This is a genomic window from Lignipirellula cremea, assembly GCF_056501455.1.
Window position 1 is genome coordinate 1,448,957 of record NZ_CM151415.1, and the last position, 21,559, is coordinate 1,470,515.

Annotated in this window: 20 protein-coding genes; 12 read left to right on the plus strand and 8 right to left on the minus strand. The window is 66.0% G+C overall.

Going from position 1 to position 21,559, the window contains the following annotated elements; translation table 11 throughout:
• The first annotated feature begins 71 nt into the window (after positions 1–71).
• Positions 72–815, plus strand: coding sequence for a platelet-activating factor acetylhydrolase IB subunit (locus SH602x_RS05660; RefSeq protein ID WP_479475864.1), 744 nt, complete (start codon positions 72–74; stop codon positions 813–815).
• Positions 816–934: 119 nt separating this feature from the next.
• Here SH602x_RS05660 and SH602x_RS05665 read toward each other — a convergent pair whose 3' ends face one another.
• Positions 935–1,630 carry an IS630 family transposase gene (locus SH602x_RS05665; protein WP_479475865.1) on the minus strand — a complete coding sequence of 232 codons (696 nt, stop codon included), beginning with the start codon at positions 1,628–1,630 and terminating at the stop codon, positions 935–937.
• Positions 1,627–2,070, minus strand: a complete 444-nt coding sequence (locus SH602x_RS05670; protein ID WP_479475866.1) for a helix-turn-helix domain-containing protein — start codon at positions 2,068–2,070, stop codon at positions 1,627–1,629. The genes SH602x_RS05665 and SH602x_RS05670 overlap by 4 nt, the downstream gene beginning before the upstream one ends.
• Before the next feature lie 172 nt (positions 2,071–2,242).
• Here SH602x_RS05670 and SH602x_RS05675 point away from each other — a divergent pair.
• The 4 genes from SH602x_RS05675 to SH602x_RS05690 all read left to right on the plus strand — a co-directional run bounded on the left by SH602x_RS05675 (position 2,243) and on the right by SH602x_RS05690 (position 5,631).
• Positions 2,243–3,387, plus strand: a protein-coding gene (locus SH602x_RS05675) for an IS630 family transposase (RefSeq protein WP_479472857.1) whose coding sequence is annotated in 2 segments (ribosomal slippage) — positions 2,243–2,690 and positions 2,690–3,387 — 1,146 coding nt in all. Because the reading frame shifts where the segments join, the coding sequence is not laid out codon by codon here.
• Positions 3,388–3,426: 39 nt separating this feature from the next.
• Positions 3,427–3,663, plus strand: a complete 237-nt coding sequence (locus tag SH602x_RS05680; RefSeq protein ID WP_479475867.1) for a hypothetical protein — start codon at positions 3,427–3,429, stop codon at positions 3,661–3,663.
• Positions 3,664–3,766: 103 nt separating this feature from the next.
• Positions 3,767–4,483 (plus strand): orotidine 5'-phosphate decarboxylase / HUMPS family protein, encoded by a 717-nt coding sequence (locus tag SH602x_RS05685; protein WP_479475868.1) that lies wholly within the window; start codon positions 3,767–3,769, stop codon positions 4,481–4,483.
• 125 nt (positions 4,484–4,608) lie between these two features.
• Positions 4,609–5,631, plus strand: a complete 1,023-nt coding sequence (locus SH602x_RS05690) for a zinc-binding dehydrogenase (protein WP_479475869.1) — start codon at positions 4,609–4,611, stop codon at positions 5,629–5,631.
• A 23-nt stretch (positions 5,632–5,654) separates the two neighbouring features.
• Here SH602x_RS05690 and SH602x_RS05695 read toward each other — a convergent pair whose 3' ends face one another.
• The 4 genes from SH602x_RS05695 to SH602x_RS05710 are packed head-to-tail and all read right to left on the minus strand — an operon-like array spanning position 5,655 to position 10,191.
• The gene (locus SH602x_RS05695) at positions 5,655–6,929 is read right to left on the minus strand and encodes a PQQ-binding-like beta-propeller repeat protein (RefSeq protein ID WP_479475870.1); all 1,275 of its coding nucleotides are present in this window, start codon (positions 6,927–6,929) and stop codon (positions 5,655–5,657) included.
• A 26-nt stretch (positions 6,930–6,955) separates the two neighbouring features.
• On the minus strand, positions 6,956–7,951 hold the full coding sequence (locus tag SH602x_RS05700) for a hypothetical protein (protein ID WP_479475871.1): 996 nt from the start codon (positions 7,949–7,951) through the stop codon (positions 6,956–6,958).
• Positions 7,952–7,979: 28 nt separating this feature from the next.
• Entirely contained in the window at positions 7,980–8,942 is a 963-nt protein-coding gene (locus SH602x_RS05705) for an ADP-ribosylglycohydrolase family protein (protein ID WP_479477096.1), read from the minus strand.
• The gene (locus SH602x_RS05710) at positions 8,920–10,191 is read right to left on the minus strand and encodes an outer membrane protein assembly factor BamB family protein (RefSeq protein WP_479475872.1); all 1,272 of its coding nucleotides are present in this window, start codon (positions 10,189–10,191) and stop codon (positions 8,920–8,922) included. Before SH602x_RS05710 ends, SH602x_RS05705 begins: the two co-directional genes overlap by 23 nt.
• A gap of 131 nt (positions 10,192–10,322) precedes the next feature.
• Between SH602x_RS05710 and SH602x_RS05715 the strand changes: the two genes are divergently transcribed.
• From SH602x_RS05715 to SH602x_RS05725, 3 genes are all read left to right on the plus strand, one after another.
• Complete coding sequence (locus tag SH602x_RS05715; RefSeq protein WP_479475873.1) at positions 10,323–11,318, plus strand: GTPase; 996 nt, start codon at positions 10,323–10,325, stop codon at positions 11,316–11,318.
• Between the two features lie 76 nt (positions 11,319–11,394).
• The gene (locus SH602x_RS05720) at positions 11,395–11,820 is read left to right on the plus strand and encodes a hypothetical protein (protein ID WP_479475874.1); all 426 of its coding nucleotides are present in this window, start codon (positions 11,395–11,397) and stop codon (positions 11,818–11,820) included.
• Entirely contained in the window at positions 11,817–12,485 is a 669-nt protein-coding gene (locus tag SH602x_RS05725; protein WP_479475875.1) for a DNA alkylation repair protein, read from the plus strand. Before SH602x_RS05720 ends, SH602x_RS05725 begins: the two co-directional genes overlap by 4 nt.
• A 22-nt stretch (positions 12,486–12,507) precedes the next feature.
• Here the strand turns inward: SH602x_RS05725 and ispG are convergent, their stop codons facing one another.
• Both ispG and SH602x_RS05735 read right to left on the minus strand, forming a co-directional pair.
• Positions 12,508–13,659, minus strand: coding sequence for a (E)-4-hydroxy-3-methylbut-2-enyl-diphosphate synthase (ispG, locus tag SH602x_RS05730; RefSeq protein ID WP_479475876.1), 1,152 nt, complete (start codon positions 13,657–13,659; stop codon positions 12,508–12,510).
• Between the two features lie 289 nt (positions 13,660–13,948).
• Positions 13,949–16,036 (minus strand): DUF4129 domain-containing protein, encoded by a 2,088-nt coding sequence (locus tag SH602x_RS05735; RefSeq protein WP_479475877.1) that lies wholly within the window; start codon positions 16,034–16,036, stop codon positions 13,949–13,951.
• Between the two features lie 401 nt (positions 16,037–16,437).
• On the opposite strand from SH602x_RS05735, the gene SH602x_RS05740 reads away from it, so the two are divergent.
• The 4 genes from SH602x_RS05740 to SH602x_RS05755 all read left to right on the plus strand — a co-directional run bounded on the left by SH602x_RS05740 (position 16,438) and on the right by SH602x_RS05755 (position 21,532).
• Positions 16,438–17,088: a hypothetical protein gene (locus tag SH602x_RS05740; protein ID WP_479475878.1), complete on the plus strand. Its 651-nt coding sequence runs from the start codon at positions 16,438–16,440 to the stop codon at positions 17,086–17,088.
• 104 nt (positions 17,089–17,192) lie between these two features.
• Positions 17,193–17,504, plus strand: coding sequence for a FeoA family protein (locus tag SH602x_RS05745; RefSeq protein WP_479475879.1), 312 nt, complete (start codon positions 17,193–17,195; stop codon positions 17,502–17,504).
• Positions 17,505–17,561: 57 nt separating this feature from the next.
• Positions 17,562–19,940 carry a ferrous iron transport protein B gene (gene feoB, locus SH602x_RS05750; RefSeq protein ID WP_479475880.1) on the plus strand — a complete coding sequence of 793 codons (2,379 nt, stop codon included), beginning with the start codon at positions 17,562–17,564 and terminating at the stop codon, positions 19,938–19,940.
• A gap of 104 nt (positions 19,941–20,044) precedes the next feature.
• Positions 20,045–21,532: a M23 family metallopeptidase gene (locus tag SH602x_RS05755; protein ID WP_479475881.1), complete on the plus strand. Its 1,488-nt coding sequence runs from the start codon at positions 20,045–20,047 to the stop codon at positions 21,530–21,532.
• The last annotated feature ends 27 nt before the right edge of the window (positions 21,533–21,559 follow it).

Consider the following 21,559-nt stretch of genomic DNA (forward strand, 5'->3'; position numbering starts at 1 on the left):
ACGCGTCCCGCCCGGGGCGTCGCGTTCTGCGACCGCCCGACGATCACTCCTCCTCCAGAGAGTCCCTCGCCATGAAGTTCGCCTTTCGTTTCTCGCTCGCCGTCGCCCTCGGCTTCGCTGGCATCGCCGGTTCGGTCTCTGCCCAGGCGCCTGCCGCGCCCGCTGCTCCTGCCGCAGCCGCGACGGTCACTCCCGTGCCGCGCGACGGCAACTGGATGAACCGTCACGAGTCGATGAACGCCCGCGTGAAGCAGGGCGACGTCGATCTGGTCTTCATCGGCGATTCGATCACCGCGGGCTGGGAAGGCGCCGGCAAGGAGGTCTGGGCCAAGCACTACGGCCCCCGCAAGGCCGTCAACCTCGGCATCGGCGGCGACCGGACGCAGCACGTTCTGTGGCGCCTGCAGAACGGCAATCTGGAAGGGATCGAGCCCAAGCTGGCCGTGATCATGATCGGCACGAACAACTCGGGCAACGACTCGCCCGAGGACATCGCCGCCGGGGTCAAGGCGATCGTCGAACTGATCCGTCAGAAGACGCCCGACACCAAGATCCTGCTCCTCGCCACGTTCCCCCGCGGCGAGAAGCCCGAGGATCCGAAGCGCCTGACGAACGAGAAGAGCAACGCGATCGTGAAACAGCTCGCCGACGATCAGCACGTCTTCTTCCTGGACATCGGCGACAAGTTCCTGGAAGCGGACGGCACGCTTTCCAAGGAGATCATGCCCGACCTGCTCCACCTGAACGGCAAGAGCTACGCCATCTGGGCCGAGTCGATCGAGCCGACCGTCGCGAAGCTGATGGGCGAAGGCTGAGCGTCCGATTCTAGAAGCGGACGCTCCGTGCTCCGTAACCTGCTGGGCCTCGCTCGAACTTCTCGGGCGAGGCTCTTTCTTCAGACGTTTCTTTGAGCAAGGTAGAAGCTAGTGCAGCGTCACAGCTTGATTTTGGGGTAGAGAGATTTGAGTTTCGACCGGGCGTCGTCGAGTCTCATCTGCCAGTCGACGCCGCGCTGGGTCGCGTTGACGTCGGTCGACCAGGCGGCGGTTTCGCGGCTCAAGGTTTCGACGTCGGCGAAGCGACGACGCGCGACGCATTGCCGGGTCAGGGCGCTCAACTCGTTCTCCGCGACGTTGAGCCAGCTGCCGTGCTTCGGCGTCTGCCGAAACTCGATCCGGCGAACGATGGCTCTCGCCCTCGCCGGCTCGAACGTTTCGTAGAACGCTCCTTTCGTGTGCGTGCCGAGATTGTCGCAGACGAGCACGATCTTTTCGCAGGACGCGTAGCGTCCTTCCAGCAGCCGGGCGACCTCCGTCGCCCAGTCGACCTTCGTCTTGCGTTCTCGGACCGTCGCCTCGCGCCAGCCGGCCAGCGGCTCGCAGAACAGGAAGACGTTCGCCGTGCCCGCCCGTTCGTATTCGTAATCGACGCGTCGGGGACGCTTCGCCGTCGCGGGGATCGGCCGTCGCGTCTCCTTCAGCAGTTGCACGGGCTGCTCGTCCATACAGACGACCGGACGATTCGGATCGTACGGCTCGGCGTACGTCTCCAGCACGTCCTCCATGCAGGCGACGTATTCGGCGTCTGCGTCAGGCGGGATCACCCAGTACTCGATCTTGCGGTTCGTCATCCCGTTTTTTTCAGCGTGCGACGGAAGGTCTCGCGGCTGATCGAGTCGACGAGTTCCAGTTCCACGAACTTGCGGGCCAGCAGCCGCACCGACCAGTTCGCGTAGCCTGCCGGCGGAGGACCGAGTCGCATCGCGATCAGCTTCGCCTCCTGGGCGCCGTCGAGCAGTTTCTCCGTCGGCGGCTTCTCCCGTTTCGCCCCGTCGAGCGTCTCGCGAAAGCCCCGTTCGACGAGTCGCTGACGAATCCCTTCGACGGTCTGCACGCGACAACCGAAGGCTTCGGCGATCCGAGCGTCGGTCCACCGCGGCCCGTCGGCGTCGGCCTTGAGCAGGATCTGAGCCCGGCGGACCTTCTGACTCGTGCCCTTCAGCTTGCTGACCACCGAACGCAGTTCGTCGCGTTCCTCGTCGGTCAGCCGGACGACGTACTTCTTCTGCATGACGCACCTCCTTGCGCCAAGCAGTTTCCGCCCGCGATCAGAAAACCGCCAACCCCAATTCCTAACGGTGTCGATGCACTAGTAGTCGACCTGGCTTTATTCGTCAGGCGGAGGTTAACCTGATTTCGCGGAGGGAGTCGAGGGATCGTTTTCGATTTTCGCGGAGGCAGGGATGCCGGCAACGAACGAAAAGCTGGAAGTTCGTCTGACGCCTGAGACCCGGGCGGAGCTCGCGGCGTTCGTCCGCAAAGGGGACTCGCCGGCGGCGAAAGTTCGCCGGACGAGGATCCTGCTCCTGTCCGATCGCGAGCACGTCGACGGTCGTCGCACCGACGGCACGATCGCCGAGATCGTGGGGCTCTCCGAGCGGCAGGTCTGCCGGATTCGGCAAGCCTTCGTCCGCGAAGGAAACGTCGCCGCGGCGATCGAACGGAAGGCCCGCTCGGCTCCCGGCGTCCAGCCGATCTTCGACGGTCGCTCCGAAGCGAAGCTCGTTCTGCTGGCCTGCTCGACGCCGCCCGGCGGACGCAAGGCCTGGACGATGCAGCTTCTGGCCGACGAGGCGATGCGGCTGTCGATCGTGACGAAGGTCTCCGAAGAGACGGTTCGCCAGACGCTCAAAAAAACAGGCTGCAGCCCTGGCGGACGCGGCGCTTCTGCATCCCGGAGAAGGATCTCGCCCGCTTCGTCGCCCGCATGGAGAAGCTGCTCGACGTCTACGCCGAATCGTTCGACGACGAGCACGTGCTGATCTGCATGGACGAGGCGGCCAAGCAGATCCTGGCCGACGTCGAGCCGTCGCTGCCGATGACGCCGGGCCAGCCCCGCCGCGAGGACCATCACTACGAGCGCCGCGGCGTGCGGTCGATCTTCTTGTTCTTCGATCCCGTCGGCGGCTGGCGTCGCGTCTCCGGTCGCGACGGTCGAACGCGAGTCGACTGGGCCGAAGAAGTCGCCGAGCTGCTCGAGCGGGACTATCCCCGGGCCGAACTCGTCACGCTGGTCTGCGACAACCTCAACACGCACGACGTCGCGAGCCTGTACCATGCCTTCGACGCCGAGCGGGCGCATCGCCTGGCCCAGCGCCTGCGGATCGTCTACACGCCCAAGAACGGCAGCTGGCTCAACATGGCCGAGTTCGAGCTTTCCGTCCTGACGCGGCAGTGCGTCGGGCGACGCTTCGAAAGCGCGGCCGAGATGGACGAAGCGATGGCCGTCTGGCAGCGCGAACGCAACCGCCTGCGTCAGGCTGCGACCTGGCGCTTCACGACGGACGACGCTCGCGTCAAACTCAAACATCTCTACCCCAACGCCTGACGAATAAGGCTTGGTCGACTACTAGTGACGATTCCGCAGTTGTTCTCGTATGTCGGCTGGCCGGTCTTCACCTTTTCGTTAATCGCGCTCGTGCTGCACACGATCAACCTCCTGATCCCGGGCGTCGATTTCATTCTGCCTTCGAGCCGCATGCCGATCTGGCCCTACGCGGTCGGCGTCCCGCTGATGCTGCTGGGCCTGGTCGTCGGCGTGATCGGCTTCTTCTCCGAGAAGATCCACGAAGCTTGGATCGACCGCCTGGACAACCGCCGCTGAGGCATTGGAGCGAAGCGTCGGTTCTGGCGAACGACGCCGCGAACGGTTAAAAAGCGCTGCGTCTTCTCTCTCGACCCTCGCCCGCCGTCGGACTCTCCCGCCCATGCGTCCCGTCGTTCAGATCTCTCTCGACGTGGTCGAGATCGAGGAGGCGCTCGCCACCGCGGAGATGGCGCTCCGGGCGGGCGTCGACTGGCTGGAAGCGGGGACGCCGCTGATCATCGCTCACGGCATGCACGGCGTCAGGGCGCTGCGGGAACGCTTCCCCGACGTGCCGATCGTCGCCGACCTGAAGACCATGGACGGCGGCTATCTGGAAGCCGAACTGATGGCCGCCGCCGGCGCGACGCACGTCGTCGTCATGGCCCGCGCGCATGAAGAGACCATCCGCGTCGTCGCGAAGGCGGGGCGCGATCTCGGCATCCAGATCATGGGGGACAACCTCGGCTGCCCCGACATGGTGGCCGGAGCGAAGTTCCTCGAAGACCTCGGCTGCGACTACGTCATTCACCACATCGGCTACGACGAACGCCGCGGCATCGCCGCCCGCGGCGAACGGATGCCGAGCCCTCTCGATCAGCTTCGCGAAGTGGTCGCAGCGGTCAACGTGCCGGTCCAGGCCGTCGGCGGACTGACGCTGGAGCAGGCCGTGCGCACGCCGGAGTTCGGCGCGCCGCTGGTCGTGCTGGGCGCCCCGCTGACGATCGACGCCGACGCGTTCAAGACAGCCAGCGGCGACGTCGAAAGCTCCCTGCGGTTGATCTGCGAGAAGGTTCACGCCTACGGGGATGTAGCGGTCCGAAGCGAGAGCGGTCGCTGAGCTTCCCGCACAGCAGGCGCAAATTCGTAGGGCTGGCACCCTCGCCTGCCACGACGTAGGTACCAGCTATCCTGGCAGGCGAGGGCGCCAGCCCTACAGGTCACACTTTCATCTTCGACGGAACTATGTCCCAATCCGCGGTCGTCAACTTCGCGCCTGAAAAGCTCTCGGTCGATCTGCGCGAGGTGCCGACGCCGGACATCGGGCCCGACGACGTTCTGCTCGAAGTCGGCGCCGTCGGCGTCTGCGGATCGGACCTGCATCAATGGCAGTCGTGCCACTCCTGGCCGGTGAACTACCCGGTCGTGCTCGGTCATGAGTTCGCGGGCACGATCGCTGAACTCGGGTCGAACGTGAAGGGCTGGAAGGAAGGCGATCGCGTCGTGAGCGAAACCGCCGCGATCATCGATCCGACCAATCCGCTCAGCCGGCAGGGGCTCTACAACCTCGACCCGACTCGCAAGGGTTTCGGCTACGGCGTGAACGGCGCGATGACGCGGTTCGTGCGCGTGCCGTCGCGAATCCTGCATCGCGTGCCGGACAACCTGCCGCTGGAGATCGCCGCGCTCAGCGAGCCCTGCTGCGTCGCGTTCAGCGCCGTCGTCACCAACGCCCGGATCATGCCGGGCGATCGGATCGTGGTCTTCGGCCCCGGCCCGATCGGCCTCTTATGCGCGGCGATGGCCCGGCTCTGCGGAGCGGAGGTCGCCGTGGTCGGCCTCGAACGCGATCGCAAGCGGCTCGACATTGCCGAAAGCTACGGCTGCACCGCGATCGTGGACGGCCTCGTCGAGTGGTCGAAGGAGATCGACGGCCTGGGCGTCGACGGCGTCGTCGATGCGGCGGGCGTCTCCGCCACGCTCAAGAGCGCGCTCGCGATCGTGCGACCCAACGGCTGGATCAGCAAGGTCGGCTGGGGACCGCAGCCGCTCGACTTCTCGCTCGACCCGCTCGTGCAGAAGAACATCCGCCTGCAGGGAAGCTTCAGCCACAACTGGCCGATCTGGGAGCGCGTCATCCGCCTGCTCTCGACCGGCAAGCTGGACGTCCGTCCGATCGTCGGCGGCGTCTGGCCCCTCGCCGAGTGGCACGACGCGTTCGAGAAGATGCACTCCGGCGAGATCGTTAAAGCGCTGCTGCGCCCCTGATCGCGTCGACCGCCCGGCAGCGGTCAGCGAGGGAGCGCACGACAGACGATCCTGCCCGTGCGATCCTTGCAGAAGATCCGCCCGTCCGACAGCACGACATGCGGCCAGGCGTCGTCCTTGCCGAGTCGCTTGAGCGAGGCGACCTCCCGGTACTCCTTCGGCGAGCGCGTCGCTGCATCAATGAGCGTCAAGTCGCCGCGTCCTGACCAGACGACGATCCGATCGTCGTCCGTCGCGATGCACGATCCTGCGTCGCCGAAGTTTCCGCCCCGCCAGACGGTCTCGCCCGTCGCCAGGTCGAGGCAATGCATCCGTTGCCAGGCCCAGTAGACGTGGCCGTCGTGCACGACCGGCGTGCAGATTTTCGACGCTTCGTCCCGTTCCCAGATCGTCTCGACGCCGCCGAGCCGCACGCGCAGTCGCGCGATCCGCTGCTGATCGTAGGCCGACGTCAGGATAACGCTGTCCTCGTAGACGGCGACCGACGCGACGTTGTTGGCGAACGCGGTCACCCAGGGATACGTCGCGACCGTCTCGCCCGCACGGCCGTCATCCGTCCGCGTGACCAGCAGTCCGTCGAAGTTATGGACCGCGACGCACGGCACGCCTTCTACGGACATCGGAACGGGACCTCCCGTGTGACCGGCAGGCGAGTTCGCCGCAGAGGCCCACTTCTGCTTGCCCGTCCGCTTGTCGAAGGCGATCAGCGTCCCCTGCTTCGCGCCGACTTCGACGACGATCGCATCGCCCAGCACGAGCGGCGAGCCGACGAAGCCGTAGTCGCGATGTCCGCTTCGTTTCACCTGCGGACGCTGCTGGACGTCGAACGCCTCGTGCAGATCGAGGCGCCACAGAAGTTCTCCGTCCGCGGCCTTCCACGCGTGGAGCTGACCGTCGACGCCGAGCGTGAACAGCGAACCCGTCGCCGCGTCGTACCCGGGCGTCGACTGCGGGCCGGAGTAGAGCCCCTGATCGCCGAGCGAGTTCCGCCCGTACCGCGGACCGGCGTAAGCCTTCGACCAGATCGTCTCGCCCGACTTCGCGTCCAGGCAGACGACGCGGTCTTCGCCGTCGCGCCAGCCCATCGTGAAGAGTCGCCCGTCGATGACGATCGGCGACGACGATCCCTCGCCGACTTCGACCGTCCACGCTTCCTGCAGCGGCCATCGTCCGTCCGCGAAGCCGGAGGGCTCCTCGATGACGCCGTTCCGATTCGGGCCGCGAAAGTGGGGCCAGTCTTCGGCCAGCGCGGCGGAACCAAGGGCGCAGGCAAGCCAGCCGGCGATCGCGAGGCGCATCGCAATCCCTCCGATCGAGCGCGTCATCATTCGCCGTCCTCGGCCTGAAGCTTCTCGATCCCCGCGGCGTCGTGCAGCGCCTGCATCTCTTCCGCGGTCAGCGCCCGGTCGAAGACGGCCAGGCCGCCGAAGCGTCCGATCGTCGCTTCGCCCAGCATGGAGCCGACCGCGTACCGGGCGCCGACGGTGAAGTCCGACCCGCCGCACGGCTTCGTCGCGGCATGCTTTTCCGCGTCGTACTGGAAGATGCCGCGACCGTGATAGTAGGGGTTCATCCCCCGGTCGCCGCCGTCGGGTCCTTCGTTCGTGAAGTACCGATCGGTTCGCCTGTCGGCCTTCGGATCGAGCTCTCGCGGTTCCGCGACGCCGTTCACGTAGGCCGTGATCCATTTCGAATCATAAGTGAAACCGAGGGTGCACCATTCCTCTTCGGGAACTTCCGACACGCTGGCCGCATAGTCGCAGCACCAGGGAAAGGCCGAGCCGTCCGCGCGGCGGGTCACGCCCCCTTCGCTCGAAATGTGGGGGACCAGTTGCCGGTTGCCGCCGTACGTCGGCATGTTCATCAATAACGCGTACTGCCGCGTGCCGCTGTCGTCGTTGGCGCCTTTCCCTTCGGTCCACATCCCGGCGATCGTCCGGCTCTGCTTCAGGTTCACGATCCGCACGACGGCGAACATGCTGACCTGGGCCGTCGGTCCCGCGATGTTCAGATCGCCGGTTTCTGCGTACGGGATGCGGAAGTACTTCTTCCCGTCCAGTTCGGCGGAGAAGCCGGAGAAGGGACCGCCTTCGACGCGCGCGATCGAACCTCCGACCTCCTTCAGCGGATGGGACTCCTTCGTGCCGGTCGAGACGTGGGGCTGGCCCGGCTCTTCGGCGAACGTCCAGAATCCGACGAGGCCGGGCGTGCGCGTGACGACCTCCGCGTCGCCCGTCGGTTCGGCGCCGAAGCTGACGAGCGTCGGCAACAGGCCGGTCAGGAGAACAGCGGCCGACCTGAGCGCTTTCGAGAGAGACATCGGTTCGCTTTCGATCGATTCGAGAGGGTTATCGACGACCGACCAGCTTAGTCAAAACGGGATCGATCAGGTCGCGTCGCGCCAAGCCGTCGCGCCATTCCTGCGGGATGCCGCGCTCGCCCCAGTACGCTCCGGCGAGTTGTCCGCAGACGGCGCCGGTCGTGTCCGCGTCATCGCCTAAGTTCACCGCCCGCAGCACGGCCTCGCGGAAATCGGCGGCGTCGTGGAACGCCCAGAGCGCGGCCTCCAGACTGCGGACGACGTAGCCGCTGCCGACGATCTCAGGCGGGGACTTCCGGCGGAACGAACCGTTCGCGACTTCGTCGATCTCTTCGTCCAGCGGCTCGATCGCGCGCAAGCGCTGTAGCGGCTCCCAGTCAGGCGAAAGCACGGCCTCGCGCGGAATTCCCTGCATCAGTCCGGCCAGCACGACGGCGAAGTATCTGCACGCCGAAACGCACTGCGGACTCGCATGCGTCGGCAGACTCGATTCGCCCGCGCGCAGCGCCAGCGTTTCGAGATCCGCAGGAAAGTCGTCGACATACGCGATCGGCACGGGCGCAAGCCGCATGATCGAACCGTTGCCTGCCGAGCGTCGATCGGTTGCCCCGGACGATCGGGCGTCGCCGCTGACGGCGAAGCGTGAAAGCGCCGATGCCGTGGCGTTGCCGATGTCGAAGCAGCGCCCGTTGACGGAGTACCGACCCGTCCGGCGCCAGGCGAGATACCGCGCAGCCTGATCGTTCAAATCCCAGCCCGCCTCGACGATGCTGTCGGCGAGAGCGAGCGCCAGCGACGTATCGTCTGTCCATTCGCCCGGCGCCAGATCGTGCGGGCCGCCGTCGCGATAGTCGACCACCGGTTCGAAACGTCCCGGCTGCCGGAATTCCACCGCGGCCCCGAGCGCATCCCCTACGGCCAGACCCAGCAGGCAGCCGCGGCGCCGATCGAGCGTGTCGCTAATCGTTCTACTCCTCGATCCGATAGAGATGCTTCGTCGTCCTGACGATCAGCGCGTCGCCATGAACCGCAGGCGAGGCGAGGCAGCCGTTCTCCAGTTCGTTTCGCGAAAGAAGTTCGTACTCGTCCTTCGCGGCGACAACGAACGCCTGGCCTTCATGATTGAATAGGTAGAGCCTGCCGTCGGCGTAGAGGACGCTCGCGGAGAACTGACCCTCCAGGCGATCGGACCAGACCTCTTCGCCCGACTCGGCGTCCAGGCAGGAGACCACGCCGCCGTCCGAGACGTTGTAGATGCGATTTCCCACGAGGGCCTGCGACGGCTTCGACCCGACGTTCTTCTTCTGTTCCCAGAGAACCTTCGCCTTGCCCTCTTCAATCTGACTCGCGTCGACCTTGTGCAGTTCGGCCTTGCCGAAGCCCGTGTTGATGTAGATCGTTCCGTCGTCGTCCAGCAGGGCCTGCGCGGTCGCCGAGAAGCCGGAATAGATCACGCGCCACAACTCTTCGCCCGTGCGGGGATCGTAGGCGATCGTCGCGCGCGAGGTCGGGCTCACCATCTCCACCCGTCCATTGCGGGTCACGAAGATCGGCGTCGAAAAGGCTTTCTTGAAGTCGCCGTTCTCGTTGCCATAGTCGATCTCCCGATCCTTCTTCCAGACCGTCTCGCCCGTCTTCTTGTCGAAGGCGACGACGTACTGCAGATCGAACCCGTCGTAGGTGCAGATCAGCAGGTTCTCGAAGACGACCGGCGACGAACCGGGGCCGCGATAGTGATCGCAGGGGAGATCGTTCCGCTTCCACAGCACGTCGAACGTCTCGGTGTCGATCGCCGCCGTGCCGTACGAGCCGAAGTGGACGTAGACCCGGCCCTCCTCGACGACCGGCGTCGGCGAGGCGTAGCTGTTCATGGGATGGCAAAACGCCGGCTCGGCGACCTCGAACAGGTCGATCTTCTTGAGAAGCTCGCCTGTCTCGACGTCGACGCAGACGGCGTAGAATTTCTTCCCGTCCTCGTCGGCGGAACCGACCCAGACCTGATCGTTCCAGATCACGGGGCTCGACCAGCCCTTGCCGGGGATCGCCGTCTTCCAAGCGACGTTATCGCCTTCGCCCCACGCGAAGGGCAGCTTGGCGTCGTCCGCCCGGTTGTCCTGGTTCGGCCCGCGGAACTGCGGCCAGTTCACCGGCTCGGCAGCGAACGCGGGAAAGGCGGCGAGGGCGAAAGAGACCGCGGTCGCGAGCGCGACGGACGCGGGGTTCGATCGACGAAGAGACATCGGCGGGAACTGTCAGGCAGGAAGGCGGAGGAATAGACTGGGTCGCTTCGGTCGGGATCCTGAGGACCGGCGACCCGTTCGGCGACCGACTCATTCTACTCCTTCGACGCGCGGAGCGACCCTCCTTTCGCATGGCCGCGAATCTGACGCCCCAGTACCGCAAGGCCGAGGAGGCGTACCGCCGTGCGGAGTCGCCGCTCGACGAATTGCGGTGCCTGGAGGTCATGCTGCGGGAGATGCCCAAGCACAAGGGCACCGACCGGTTGCAGGCCGATCTGAAAACGAAGATCAGCCGCGCGCGGGCCGACGCGGAAGCTGCCGCGAAAGCGCCGAAGAAAACGACCGGCTTCCGCCTGCCGCGTCAGGGGGCGGGACGCGTCGTCCTGATCGGCGGACCGAACGGGGGCAAGAGCTCGCTGCTCGCCGCCCTCACCCGCGCGACGCCGGAGATCGCCCCCTATCCGTTCACGACCCGTCAGCCGCTGCCCGGCATGCTGGAGCATGACGACGTCCCGGTGCAGATCGTCGACACGCCGCCGGTGACGGAGGACGTCCTCGACGCCGACGTGGTGACGCTGGTCCGCGGCGCCGATCTGATCCTGTTCGTCGTCGGCCTGTTCGATGACGACGGAATCGACGCCGCCCTTGCCGCCCTCGCCCGCTTCGCGATCAGCAAGACCCGCCTCGCGATCGAGAGTCGGTTGGACGAGCACGACGTCGGCGTGACGTTCACGCGAGCGTTCCTCGTGCGCAACGGAATCGACGATCCGCAGTTCGCCTCGCGAGCTGAGGTCTTTGCGGAACTCTGTCCGACGACGTTCCGCAGCTTGGACGTCTCCGCATCGACCGGCGAGGGGCTGGAGGCGCTGAAGACGGCGATCGTCGAGTCGCTCGACGTCGTACGGGTCTACACGAAGTCGCCCGTTCGCAAGGAGCCCGATGCGAAGCCCGTCGTCGTCAAACGGGGCGGCACGCTGCTCGACGTCGCCGAAGCGCTCCACCATGACCTGGCCGCGAAACTCAAATCCGCCCGCGTCTGGAGCGCCACCCGTCCCGGCATGATGACCGTCGGCGCCGACTACCTCGTGGAAGATCGCGACGTGGTCGAACTGCATACGAAGGGGTAGCACGTTCAGCGCCGCTGCCGACGGCGTTCCTCATCACGGTCGTGCCGCTCAGTATTTCGGAGTTATAGGATCCTTGATGACCGCGTTTAGAATCGTTCTCGGTATCGTCGCCGCGCTCGCGACGGCGTTCGCCCTGTTGATCACGGTCGAGGGCTTCAGCGCCGTCGTGCATCCCTTGCCGTCGGACTTTCAGGGAACGACGGAGGAAGTCTGCGCACATGTGGCACGGTATCCCGCCTGGGTCCTGGCGACGGTCGTCCCGATGTGGGGCTTCACCGCGTTCGCCAGCGTCTGGGTCGCCGGACGCATCGGCAACCGCTGGGGCGGGCTCTTCGTCGGAGCGCTGTTGTTCGCGGGCGCGGTCTTCAACCTCGCGATGCTCCCCTACCCCCTCTGGTTCAAGGTCGTCATTCCGATCGCGCTGCTGGTCGCTGTCGCGCTCGGCGTCGTGGCGACCCCTCGTAAGAAACCGGTCGAGACTCCTTTACAATCGTCGACATGACTACCGCTGAAATCCTCGCAAGGCTCGAGTCGCTCGGCGACCCAGCCCGCCGGGCGCACAACGCGAAGGCGGGCGCCCCGGACAATCAGTTCGGCGTGAAGCTAGGCGACCTTCGCACGATCGCCAAGGAGATCAAGTCGGACCACGCGCTCGCGCTCGAGCTCTGGGCGACCGGCAACGTCGAAGCCCAGCTTCTCGCCACGCTGATCGCCAAGCCCCAGGCGCTCTCGGCGGACGAACTCGACCGGCTGACCCGTTCCACCACCTGTACTCAGGTCGCCGACTGGTTGAACGCTTACGTCGTCGCGCAGCACCCTGACAAGGAAGCGCTGCGCGGGAAGTGGATGAAGGCGAAGGATCGATGGGCCGCACGAGCAGGCTGGAACCTGACCGCCAGCCGCATCAACAAGGGCGTCGTCGACGATCTCGACCTGCCGGCGCTGCTCGACCGCATCGAGCAGGAGATGCCCAAGGCCAAGCCGGAGGTCCAATGGACGATGAACAACACCCTCGCCGCGATCGGAATCCACCACGCCGACCTTCGCGCACGCGCCGTCGCGATCGGCGAGCGAATCGGCCTCTATCGCGACTGGCCCGTCTCCAAAGGGTGCATCATCCCCTTCGTGCCGGTATGGGTCGAAGCCATGGTGAAACGGCAGGGGTGAGACGCACCGCGAGTCGCGCGAATCACGTCGTCGCCGCACCCTGCTTCGCCTCGATGATCTTGTCGAGCTCTTCGCGAAGCTTGGGGAGGATGGCGTCGTAGGGGTAGGCGCCGAGGGAGGCTTCGCCCTTCTTCAGGTTTACGAAGTTGGGCCCGCACCAGAGGCCCAGGTCGGCGTCGTCGGTCTCGCCCGGGCCGTTCACCCGGCAGCCCATCACGGCGATGGTGATCGCGTAGTCGGAGGCGTACCGCGTCATCTCCTTGACCGCCTGGGCCAGGTCGACGAAGGCTTCGTTCTCGACCCGCGAGCAACTGGGGCAGGAGATGATGTTCAGCGTCGACAGGCCGTAGTCGACGACCGAACGAACGCGGCCTTCGCGCACGTCTTCGAGGATCTTGCGACCCGCCTCGATCTCTTCGGGCTTGCGAGGATTGGGGACCGTCAGCGAGACGCGAATCGTGTCGCCGATCCCCCGGCTGATCAGTTGCTCGAACGCGATGCGGGTCTTGATGATCCCGTCGGGCGGCATGCCCGCTTCCGTGACGCCCAGGTGCAGCGGCACGTCGGGACGGACCTCGGCGAAGCGACGATTGACCTCGACGACTTTCCGCGGGTCGGAGTCCTTCAGGCTGACGGCGAATCGCGTGAAGCCGAGCGAATCGAGCAGATCGCAGTGCTCCCAGGCGCTCTCCAGCATGGGGCTGATCGAGTCGTCGTGGTCGAACTTCTCCTTTTTCGCCGGATCGACGCTGCCGCAGTTCACGCCGACGCGGATCGCACAGTCGTGCTCCGCCGCGACGCCGGCGAGGTACCGGACCTTCTCCTGCCAGGGCTTCTCGCGCTCATGGTGATAAAGGTGGCCGGGGTTGTAGCGGATCTTGTCGACGTGCGGCGCGACGAGCTCCGCCAGGCGATAGTTCTCCTGCAGATCGACGGAGAGGTTGGCCTTCGTCCGCTTGCGGATCTCGGCCAGCGCCTGGGCGTCCTTCTTGCTGTCGACGGCCACGCGGACCACGTCAGCGCCGGCGGCATGCAGGGCCTCGATCTGGCCGACCGTCGCGTCGACGTCCTGCGTATGCGTCGCCGTCATGCTCTGCACGGCGATCGGATGGGCCGCCCCGATCGAGATCGAGCCGATGCGAACGGAACGGGTCGGATTGCGACGGATTTCCACAGAGCTTTCCTGAGCGCGGCCAGATCGAAAGAGCGCTTCCAAGGATCGTGGCAAAACAGGCGAATAGTACAGCGATGCGCCAAAATCGGTGACATCAGCGGGGTGCCACTGGCTCCGCCAGTGCCGGACCTGGCGTCCCGGTCGGCCATGTTGGACGATCGATCCAGATTCGGCACTGGCGGAGCCAGTGGCACCCGAACCTCTCCAGCAACCCGCACACCTTGCAGGTCCGTGTTGTAACAGGAACGGGTCGCCTCCATTTTCAGTCACCGCAGCCTCAGGGGCAACGTCACTGTCGCGGCGGAGCGGGAGGCGCGGCGGTCGGTCGCAGGGCGGGCGTTCCCGGCGGAGGAGCCGCGCCGGCGGAACCGCCGAAGTTACCGGAGGACATCGCGAGATAGTTCCAGAGGCCGCGCACGACCTCTACCGTGTTCTGGGGCGGGCCGTCCGGCGCGAACGCCGCCTGGGAGTAGACGTTCGCGAAGGGCACGACCGACGCGTGCGTCGCCGGCTCGCGAAGCGCCAGGCGGGAGGCGAATTCGCCCGGAGTTTCTCCCTGGCCGCGAGGAAACTGTCGCTCGCGCGACCAGGCGTCGAGCGCCTCCAGCGAATAGGCCAGCAGGTCGCGGAGATTCCACTGCGCTGCGGCGCCTGAGCGGAACGGATCGACGTATGCCGAGAAAGGTCGAGCGGGCCGAGCGGCGACTGCGCCCGGGCCATCTGAGGCCAGCGCCGCCGGATCGCCCCATCGCAGGACGCGGGCGAACCACTCCTGAAGTTGCCGCCACCACTGCTCGAGCCCGGCGAAGATCATCTCGCGGTAGCGCCAGACCAGGTAGGCAGCGCCCAGGAACGCCGCGATCCAGATCACGAACATCAGCAGCCAGCGCAGCGTCGCGAAGAACTTCTCCCACGTCACGGTCTGGAGAAAACGATCCTGCTGCTCCTGCTGAGCCTCGGCGTAATCGCGAAAAACCTTGGAGTAGGGATCGCCCTGCTCGGCAGGCGGCGCCGCGGCAGCGCCGTCCGGAGAAGGTTCCGCCGGGGAAGCTTCTCCCGACTCCGAACGTTCGCCGGAAGAGCCGCTCTCGGGCGACGCGGGGTCCGCCTGCGATCCCGCGGCGGACCCCGGGCGCTGGGGTTCCGATGGCTGACCGTTCGAGTCGCCGCCTCCTGATTCGCTGCCCTCGGAACCGCCCGAGGTCGATCCGGAGGAGCCGCTTTGCGTGCCTGCTCCTCCGCTCCCCTCGCCTTGTCGCCCGGGGGTCGTTCCGCCTGGAGCGCCGCCCCCTTCGCCTTTCTCGGCAGGTTGGCCTTCGCCCGAGGAATTGCCCGCGGCAGAATCCTCGGAACTCTGGCCGCCCTGCCCTTCAATATCCTGCGGATCCTGCTCGCCTCCGGAGGATCGTGAATCGGCTTCGCCCCTGGTTCCGTCCCACGGCATGGCCCAGTCGGAGGGGTCGAGCCAATCGCTCCCCGCGGCGAACAGTTCGCTCCGCAGCGGTTCGACCAGTCCCGGACGCGGCAGGATCATCGCGACGAGCAATACGCCGACGAGCATCAGCGTGGCGCTCGTGACCCAGACGCCGCTCATCCGCTCCGGCATCTGGATCATCCGCTGCCGCAGGTAGCGGCGCAGATTCAGAAACGTCGCCGTCGCGAGCAACGTCAGTGCGCAGCCCAAGTGCAGGGCCAGCAGAAAGTGGGCGTAGGTCCGGCTCTCCGGCGGCAGAAACCAGGACGACAGGCCCATCGCCATCAGCGTGAAGGGCGTCGCGTACAGGATCGACAGCCCGGGCGTCTCGTCCACCCGTTTGCCGCGAATCCGTGCCATCAAGCGCGAGAACGGCGTCGCCGGCCCCTCGTTTTCCGCATCGATCGCCGCCTGCACGGAGGCGTTCGCGGCAGCTTCGCTGGATTCGCCAGCGCCGTCCGCCCTGCGTGCCTTCGCGTCGCGCTGCTTCTGCGTCGTCCCGGCGAAGATCCGCCCGACGAGGCCCATCGCGCTCGCCTCGTCACGGTCGTCGAGAATGGTCGTGTTCTTCGCCAGACGAAAGGCCAGAAACGCCATCACGAAAATCAGCAGAAACGCGAACGGCGATCCGGAGAGCAAGCCGACGACGACCATCGTCGACGCGATGAGCGGAATCGCGAGATACTCCGCCGCGCTTGCTCCCTCGATCAGCGAGATCCGTGCGCAGGCGACGATGCCCATGTTGTAGAAGGCGAACGCCCAGAGCAGGCGGAGCTTGTGTTCGCCGTCGTAATGGGCCTCCAGCAGGTAGAACGTGAACGAATCGAGCAGCAGCATGATCAACGCCGGGTTGATCAGCCAAAACACGTAATCGGTCAGGGTGGTCGGAAGCCGGCGGTTCATCGCATCGCGCATGCGGGCCAGGAGCGGCGAAGATCAAGATTCAGAAATCCTGCTCTCAAGATACAGCGTTTCGCGGCGAAATTATTTATGCTTCGAGAGTGATCTGCCCCCCATTCGGGAGAGGGACCCCCGTGGACATGGAAATCGCCTGCGGTAAGTGTTCTCGTCGGATGGTCTACCGTGGCGGGCCGGGAAAGAAAACGAAGCCCTGCCCTGCGTGCGGCTCCGCGATCGAATTCGTGGTCGAAGAAGATAGCCCCGTCCTGCTGGAGGCCGGGCCTTCCCCGCGACCTTCGACGTCCATCGCAATCGATTCCCGTGCGAGCGCGACGCCGGTCGAGACCAAGCCGCCGTTTCCCGAGCCCCCTGCGACTCGGGGAAAGTCTTCGTCCGCATTTTGGGTGATCGTCCCTGCGGTCGCCGCCGTGATCGCGGCGGGAGGTTTGTTGACGTGCGGCGGCCTGCTCTTCGTCCTGTCGTCCGGCGGCGACTCCGGAGCCGACGAGTACGGCCCCGCCTATAACTCCTTCTCGTCGACGAGCGATCCGTACGGTTCCTCTTTCGGGTCCGACTACAGCTCGGCGAGCTATTCGACGCCGATCGACACCTACTCCGCGCCCGAGCCTTACGTCCCGACGTCCTATTCGCCGGACCCGTACGCGGTCGCTCCCACTTACGTCGAACCGACGTATACGGACCCGACGTACACCGAACCGACCTACGTCGAGCCGGCGACTGCCGAAACGGAGGCGCCCTCGTTCGACACGCCGTTGTGGAATTTCGCGGATCCGGCTTCGGAGCTCGTCGCCGCCATCGAGCGAGACGAGGAGCAACTGGTCGAGATCGACGCCGCGATTCTAGGATGCCGCGTCGGCAGAGGAATCGGCAACGTCGAAGCTCAGGGCGGAGAGACCCCCGGCAATCAGTTGCTCGGCATCCTCTTCTCAGTCGGCGCCGAGGCGGCGGAACAACAACTTCTCACGGAGCGTGCGGCCGTCCAGGCTCGCATCGACTCCAATCGCGCGGAGCTCGTGCGAATTCGGGGCTACTGAACACGAGACGAAGCGGGAGAGCGGGCGATATCCGGCTATTGCAACTAAGTCTCAACTGACTTAGATTGCGGCATTCGTCCGATATCGCCCTTAGCATCCGCTCCGTGACCTCCCCCCCTCCCGCCACGCTCGCTGATCTGCCTCGAGACGCCACGGCTCGCATCGCCGGCGTCGAAGGCAACGACGCGGTGTCCCGTCGCCTGCGCGATATGGGACTTCTCGCGGGGCAGATCGTCCGCCGGGCAGGAACGGCGCCCCTCGGCGATCCTTCGATCTACTTCGTTCGCGGATTCCGGCTCGCCCTTCGTCGCACCGAGGCCTGCCGGGTGCTTCTGGAGCCGGACTCGTCCGAGTCCGATCTCGCCGATCGCGCAGTTCAGCGAGCGCACGATCCGCGAGAAGCCGCGGCCTCCTGAACGCGAACGAAGGCCTCTCGCTGCCTGCTTCCGGCGGACTTCCCCCACCTGCCTGCCATGTCTCTCGCCGCCGAGCCATCTTCTCCGTTGCGCGAGCGCAAGGGGAGCGTTCGCATCGCCGTGGTCGGCAATCCGAACACGGGCAAGAGTACGCTCTTCAACGCTCTGGCCGGAATGAACGCGAGGGTCGGGAACTACCCCGGCGTCACCGTCGAGAAGAAGATCGGCTACGCCCGCTGGGACGACCTCCGCGTCGAGCTGGTCGATCTGCCCGGCACCTATAGCCTGTCGCCGCGATCGAAGGACGAACTGATCGCGGTCGAGGTCCTGCTCGGCATGCTGCCGGGCGAAGGGGACGTCGATCTGGCGCTTTGCGTCGCGGACGCCAGCAATCTCGAACGCCACCTGTTTCTGTTCAGCCAGATTCTGGACACCGGCAAGCCGGCGATCCTGATCCTGAACATGGCGGACAGCGCCGAAGCAGCCGGCATCAGCATCGACGCCAAGGCGCTGGAGGGCGCGGTCGGAGCGCCCGTCGTCTTCACCTCCGCGAATACCGGGCGGGGTCTGGACGACCTGCAGCAGGCCGTGCGGCGAACGCTGACCGAGCGCCGCATTGCCGCGCCTTCGGCCCTGCCCCGGCAGATCGTGGAAGAGACCGAGCGCCTGCGCGCCGCACAATCTGAATCGAATCGGGCCGAATCGAATCGGGCCGAATCGAATCGGGCCGACACGCCGTACTATCTGTTCGAGCGGGCGATCCTCGACGAAAAGGGCGAGACCGAACGCTTCCTCGCCTCGCGCCTCGGCGCCCCGTTCGAGGAGGACCTGCGCGCCGCCCGAGCGCGACTGACGCAGGCGGGCTTCGACCTCGGATCGATCGAGGCCCAGTCGCGCTACGCCTGGGCACAGAAGATCGTCGCGCAGGTCGTGTCCCGCGACGAACGCCCCGCGAGCAGGCTGACCGATCGTCTCGACGGGTTGTTGACCCATTGGCTGATCGGGCCGGTCGTGTTTCTGGTCACGATGTTCGTCGTGTTCCAGACGATCTTCAGTTGGGCTTCGCCGCTGATCGCGCTCTTCGAGGAAGTGCAGGGAATCGCGGGCGAGTTCGTCGGCGGATTTCTGCCGGCCGGCGCGGTGCAGAGTCTGGTCGTCGACGGGATCATCGGCGGCGTGGGGAGCGTGCTCGTCTTCCTGCCGCAGATCGCGCTGCTGTTCCTGTTCATCGCCATTCTGGAGGACTCCGGCTACATGCCGAGGGCGGCCTACATGATGGACCGCCTGATGTCCGCGGTGGGGCTCTCCGGCAAGTCGTTCCTGCCGCTGATGTCGTCGTTCGCGTGCGCGATCCCGGGCGTCATGGCGACGCGGACGATCGATTCGTACCGCGACCGGATGCTGACGATTCTCATCGCGCCGCTGATGAGTTGCTCGGCCAGACTGCCGGTCTATATCCTGTTCGTCGAGGCGTTCGTGCCCGACCGTCGGTATCTGGAGATCGACGTCTTCGGGATGAGCTGGACCCTGCTCGGCCTGCAGGGAATCGTCATGTTCGCGATGATCTGCGTCGGCGCCGTGGTCGCGGTGCCAGTCGCGGCGATCCTGCGCTGGACCATCTTCCGCGGATTCTCGGCGCCTTTCGTGATGGAGTTGCCCGAGTACCGCCTTCCCTCCTGGCGGGTCGTGCTGGGCCGGGTCTACGAACAGTGCCAGGCGTTCGTCGTCCGCGCGGGAACGCTGATCTTCGCGACCACGATCGTTATCTGGGCGCTCGGATACTTTCCGGGCGATCGCTCGGGCCTGCTGGCCCTCGAAAGGCGCATCAGCCAGATCGACGCCGAGATCGAGGCGGCCACCGTCGCCGAAGAAACACGGCTGGTTCAGTCAGGCGAGAAGGTTCTCGCGCCGGTCGAAGGCGAAGAGCCGGTCCGTCCGACGACGCCCGAGATCGACGCCAGGACAGCCGAACGGGAGGCTCTGGCGCTGAACGCGAACCGGTTCCGGGGCGAACTGCTGGAGAAGAGCTTCCTCGGGCGGATGGGACACTTCATCGAGCCTGCGGTCGAACCGCTCGGCTGGGACTGGCGCATCGGCGTCGCGACGATCGCCTCGTTCCCTGCCCGGGAGGTCGTCATCGGTACGCTCGGGACGATTTTCAGCCTGGGGGGCGACGTCGACGAGAACGATACGTCGCTGCGGGCGGAACTCGATCGGGCGAAACATGACGACGGAAGAAAACTGGTGACGCTGCCCGTGGCGCTGTCGATCATGGTCTTTTTCGCTCTTTGTGCGCAGTGCGGCGCGACCCTGATGGTGGTCTACCGCGAGACGGGAAGCTGGCGCTGGCCCGTCTTTTGCTTTGCGTACATGACGGCGCTCGCATACGTTGGAGCGTTGGTGACCTATCAGATCGGCAGCCGCCTGCTCGGCTGACGGTTCGCCCCTGTTCGCGCCCGCGTTCGACGTAAACGCCGGCTCGCCGCGGGGCTAGAGCCGGTCAGGCTGCGACCGCTTCCCCTCTCTGCGGGACGCGTTCTATGACTAAGAATCGATTCGCCTTCGGCGCCGTCGCGTACGGCATCGGCGTCGTCGCGCTCTGGCTCACGACGACCTCTACGCTTCTTGCGCAGGTTCAGCAGTTCGTCAGCCCGATCGGCGGCGTCGCCGGACGCGACTGGGCGATCGTCGAGTACTTCGATCTCGACAGCGGACCCGGCATCGCCGATTACCGCGGCGGCCTGTTCACCAGCGACGGCAAGCAGGGCCTCGACTTCCTGATCCGGAACTTCCTGGCCCAGGACGAGGGCGTGCCCGTCTATGCCGTAATGGACGGCGTCGTGCTCGACGCGGTCGACGGCTTCCCCGATCGCATAACCGATCCTGCGGACGCCGTCGATGACGGCAATTACGTCGTCATCGAACATCTCGGCGGCATCACCACCGGCTATTACCATCTTCGCGAGGATTCAGTCACCGTCGCCCCGGGCGACCTCGTACTCGCAGGTCAGCGGATCGGGTTCGTCGGCAGTTCGGGCCCCTCGTACTGGCCGCACCTCTACTTCGAAGTGACCGAGAACGGCGTCCCGATCGAGACGCTGCTCCAGGCGGGCCGCTTCTGGGCGACGGTCCCGGAATACACGGGCGACGCGCTGGGCGTTCTCGACTTCGGCGTTTCCGACCGGAGGCTCCGCGACGAGGACTACGTCGAGGGCGTCGAAGACGACGCGATCATCTATCTCGGCGACGGCGACGGTCGCAAGCTTCCCACGGCCTACTTCTGGGCCATGGTGACCGGGCTCGCGGAAGGGCAGAACGTCGAATACCGGCTCTTTCGTCCCGACGGAACGCAGTTCTTCGTCGGTTCGTTCGCTTCCCGGCGCCTGAACTGGGGATTCCTCGACTTCAACCGACCGCTGCCGCGCAATGCGCCGGTCGGTCGCTGGCGAGTCGAGCTGCGCGTCGCGGGCCAGTTGATCGCGGACGATTCGTTCCGCGTCGCGAGCGGAGTCGATCCGGATCCTGACCCCGACCCGGACCCCGATCCGGATCCCGACCCAGACCCGGATCCCGACCCAGACCCGGATCCCGATCCGGACCCCGACCCCGATCCGCGTCCCGATCCGCGGCCGCCTCGCCCCTCGGACCCGCGCGTGATCGATGCTAGACCGCTCGGTCCGACCACGTCCTATCTCACCAGCGCCGCTTGGACGAACACGGTCGACTGGTACGGAAAGCAGCCGAACGATGCGTACGCGGCCTACTCGTACGCGTGGGCCTACTACGCGATCTACCTGGACGCCTACGCCCAGTCGATCCGCTACGACCGCAACTTCCAAAGGCAGCTCGGCCCCTACCTGACGTATCGCAGCTACCAGACGCTCTACAGCTACTACGCGCAGTATTACGCGTGGGAGGCCTACGGCATGACGGGCGACTACGACGCCTACGAAGCGGCGGCCTACTCGTACTACGCGTACGTCTACGGGACCTACGACTCGCAGCGGGGTAAACGCAAACGCCGCTGATCGGGCCGTCCGGGACGGCCTGCCGCT